4 protein-coding genes are annotated in these 3747 nt (G+C 65.6%); 2 read left to right on the forward strand and 2 right to left on the reverse strand.

The window, feature by feature from the left end:
- Positions 1–29: 29 nt before the first annotated feature.
- Positions 30–1736, reverse strand: coding sequence for an alkaline phosphatase family protein (gene pafA / locus ACYVDE_RS16960; protein WP_460502736.1), 1707 nt, complete (start codon positions 1734–1736; stop codon positions 30–32).
- Between the two features lie 159 nt (positions 1737–1895).
- Here pafA and ACYVDE_RS16965 point away from each other — a divergent pair, with 159 nt between their 5' ends.
- Complete coding sequence (locus ACYVDE_RS16965) at positions 1896–2588, forward strand: HAD family hydrolase (protein WP_460502737.1); 693 nt, start codon at positions 1896–1898, stop codon at positions 2586–2588.
- A 55-nt stretch (positions 2589–2643) separates the two neighbouring features.
- On the opposite strand, the gene ACYVDE_RS16970 is transcribed toward ACYVDE_RS16965, so the two are convergent.
- Positions 2644–3081 carry a hypothetical protein gene (locus tag ACYVDE_RS16970; RefSeq protein ID WP_460502738.1) on the reverse strand — a complete coding sequence of 146 codons (438 nt, stop codon included), beginning with the start codon at positions 3079–3081 and terminating at the stop codon, positions 2644–2646.
- A gap of 120 nt (positions 3082–3201) precedes the next feature.
- On the opposite strand from ACYVDE_RS16970, the gene ACYVDE_RS16975 reads away from it, so the two are divergent.
- A partial coding sequence (locus ACYVDE_RS16975; protein WP_460502739.1) for a TolB family protein occupies positions 3202–3747 on the forward strand: 546 nt, incomplete at its 3' end.

The following is a 3747-nucleotide window of genomic DNA, read 5'->3' on the forward strand; positions in this document are numbered from 1 at the left end:
CGCGGCATGCCGTGCAACGGCGGCAGCCGTTACCGCCCCAGCACCTCGCGCAGGGGTACGCCCGTGGTGCCGCTGGGTTCCTGAATGTGCAGAAACTGCGCGAGTGTGGGCGCAATGTCGGTGATGCGCACGGCGGCGGCCGAGGCGCCGTGCTTCACGCCCCAGCCCCAGAACAGCAGCGGCACGTGCGTGTCGTAGGCCCCGGCCGAGCCGTGGGTGGTGCCTTTCACCACGGGGTAGGCGTAGGCTTCGAGCCAGCCCGGGGCCAGCACCGTAAGCACGTCGCCCGAGCGCGGGGCGAAGAAGCCGTTTTCCTGGTACATGCCTAGGCCCTCGCTCCAGTGGGCGCGCTGCAGGTCGAGGGCGGTGAGGGCCTGCGTGACGCCGGGCAGCGTGAGCAGCGCGGCGGCCACGGCCTGCTGGGCTTTGTCGAGGTCGATGTTCTTGGTTTTGAGCAGCGGGCGGTTGAGATACACTTGCTGGTTTTCGTAGCTCAGCACCCACTGGCCGGCGCCAAACTGGCGGGTGAGGGCGCGCTGCACCGAGTCGCGCATGATGTTGGGGCCCACGCCGCCGCCCGGCAGCCGGTGCGCTTGGTTGAAGCCCACGGCGTGCGCCGCAGCGTGGTCGGCGGTGAGAAATACGAGGGCCTGGCCCTTGCCCACCTGCCGGTCCAGGGTTTCGAACAGGCGGGCCAGCTCGCGGTCGAGGCGCAGGTAGGTGTCTTCGGCCTCGATGGAGTTGGGGCCGAACTGGTGGCCCACGTAGTCGGTGCAGCTGTAGCTGATGGCCAGAAAATCGGTGATGCCGCGCTGGCCCATTTGCTCCTGACGCAGAATTTCGAGGGCGAAATCGGTGGTCAGGCTATTGCCGAAGGGCGTGCTACGGATGAGGTCGAGGTTCTGGGTGGGCGGCTGCGGGTTCTTGGTTTCGCCCGAGTTCTTGAGGGCCGGCGTCACCGAAGCCGGCGCACCGGCCGCCAGCACCGGCAGGTCGTGCGGGAAAACCGGCTTGCTCTCGCCCTTGAAAGCCGCCTCCCAGGGCACATCATCGGGCGAGCTTTCGGTGTAGTCGGCAATGGGCAGCAGCGTGTTCCAAGGCTTGGCCAGGTAGGCGGCGGCGTGGCCGGCGGCATTGAACTTAGCCACCCACTCGGGCAAGGCCGCTTGGTAGAAGGTGCTGCTGATGAAAGCGCCATTCACGCCGTCATACCAATAGGCGGCGGTGGCGGCGTGGCCGGCGGGCAGGATGCTGCCCCGGTCCTTCATGCTGATGCCGATGGTTTTGGCCTGGAAGTTAGTGGCCAGCCGCAGCTCGTCGGTGATGGTGGTGCTGAGCAGGTGGCGCGGCGACATCTGGCCCGCGGCTTCGGTACCACCCACGGCCCGCACGGTTTTGTCCTCAGTCACGTAAGTACCCTTGCCGGTTTCGCGCTCAAACCAGTTGTTGCCGATGATGCCGTGCACGGCCGGCGTGGTGCCCGTGTACACGCTGGCGTGGCCGGGGCCGGTGTAGGTGGGCACGTAGTTGTAGTGGCAGCTTTCGTAGCTGAAGCCCTCGCCCAGCAGGCGCCGGAAACCGCCGGCCGGGTACTTGCTCCAGTAGCGGTAGATGTAGTCGTAGCGCATCTGGTCGACCACGATGCCGACCACCAGCTTGGGGCGCTTCACGGGTTTTTCGGGGCTGGCGGCGAGCGTGGGCAACGCCAACAAGGCCAGCGCAATGATTCTTTTCATGGAACAGCAATAAGCAAAAGCCTGGCAAAGATACCGCCGCGCCCGCCCCGCCGTGCGTAGGCAAGGTTATGAAACCCGTCCCAAGGTTGTAGCGCGGACTTTTAGTCCGCGAGCGCCCTGCCATCTGATTCGCGGACTAAAAGTCCGCGCTACGCATCTATGAAACCAGCCCTCATCTTCGACATGGACGGCGTGCTCGTCGACAACACGCCCGTGCAGGCCCGTGCCTTCCAGCTGCTGTTCCGCGACCTTGGCCTGACCACCAACGCCCGCCAGCTGCTCCGGCGCCTCAACGGCATGCCGGCGGGCGACATCATCCAGAGCGTGTTCCGGCATTCCATCGATAAAAAACAGCTCGATATTTACGCTGAGCAGCGCGAGTTCCTCTACCGCACCCTCTATTGGAGCCAGCGCCAGGCATTGCCGGGCCTGGTTGAGTTCCTAAATGCCGCGCGGGCCGAGGGCTTCAAAGTCGGCCTGGGCACCGGCTCGGGTGGCCCCACGCTCAGCTACATCCTCGATTATCTGGATTTGCGCCAATACTTTGACGTCATCATCGGCAAAGACGACGTGCCCAAGGGCAAGCCCCACCCCGACACTTACTCCATCACCGCCGCCAGGCTGGGCGTGAAGCCGGAAAACTGCATTGTATTCGAGGATGCGCTGCTGGGCGAGCAGGCGGCCTACCGCGCCGGCATGCGCTGCGTGGGAGTAGCTACCTCGCTGCCGGCCAAAGCCTTTCAGAACCCGCTCATGGTCATCACCGACTTCACCGAAATAAACCCGGGCCGACTACTGCAGCTGCTGGCGCAGCAGCCCGTCGCGCCCAAGCCGCAGAAGCGGCGCGGGTAGTCCGGATACTCAGTGTCAGCCGGGCAGCCAGGAATCAGCAGCCGGCCGCGGTGCCTCAGCGACCAGCCAACGCCTGCCGGGCCCCCTCGGCAGCCGCTTCCAGCGTGGGGTAGAGCACGGTGGGCAGGGTGTTGTGGGGGTCGGCTTCGGTGCTGTTGCGCTGGTAGCGCTGAGTGGCCAGCTGGCCAAAGATGCCTTCGGCGGGCACCACGCTCACTTCGCGCAGGCCGGCGGCCACGGCGCGGGGGTTGAATTCGTTCACCAGCCACGCCTGCACTTCGGTGGGGATGGCTTCCATGCGGCGCACATCGGCCACCAGACCCCAGGGGCGGGCGGGAGTGGAGTAGTCTTCGAGGTAGCGCAGGGCCGTGTTCTGCAGGGCCAGGAACTCGGTGCGGTTGGCAAAGCCCAGCCACTGAATGACGACGCACGGCACGGACTCGTCGAGGTAAACCCGACCGTAGGACTCGGAAAATATTTCGGGAATAGGCATAAGGAGCGGCGGCAAGCTCGATAACTCGGTTTAGGGAATGGCCGGGTTGGCGAATATAAGTACGGTCCGGCTTATGCTGCGGTAGGCTGTGGCATCGACCGAGCCGTGCTAAGTTTGTTGATGCGCAATTTGTACCTACTCGGGCTGCTGGCGGGGGCCGCGCCGGCCCTGGCCCAGGCTCCTGCCCCGGCTGGCCCGCTGGCCCCGCTCACCGTCGAAAAAATCATGCGCGACCCCGCGCAGTGGCTCGGCACCTCGCCCTCGAATGTGTACTGGGGCGAAGACGGCCGCCGCATCTACTTCAGCTGGAACCCCGACCGGAACCGGCGCGACTCACTGTATCAGGTGGTACCCACCGGCAACGCCACGCCGCAGAAGGTGAGCCAGCGCGAACAGCGCACTCTACCCGCCAATGGCAGTGAGTACGACGCCAAGTATACCCGCAAGGTGTATGAGCGCGACGGCGACATCTACCTGCTCGACCTGAAAACGCAGAAAATCCGACGCGTGACGAACACGGCCGAGCGCGAAAGCGCGCCCGCCTTCGCCCGCTTCGGCCAGCTGGTGAGCTACGTGCGCGCCCAGAACCTCTACACCTGGGACCCGGCCACCGGCGAAACCACCCAGCGCACCGACTTCCGCAAGGGCCCCAAGCCCGCCGGCACC

Source organism: Hymenobacter agri (assembly GCF_054778495.1).

Bases quoted from the DNA above. Each gene is read 5' to 3' on its own strand.
- pafA (WP_460502736.1), bottom strand. From the start codon at position 1,736: ATGAAAAGAATCATTGCGCTGGCCTTGTTGGCGTTGCCCACGCTCGCC.
- ACYVDE_RS16965 (WP_460502737.1), top strand. From the start codon at position 1,896: ATGAAACCAGCCCTCATCTTCGACATGGACGGCGTGCTCGTCGACAAC.
- ACYVDE_RS16970 (WP_460502738.1), bottom strand. From the start codon at position 3,081: ATGCCTATTCCCGAAATATTTTCCGAGTCCTACGGTCGGGTTTACCTC.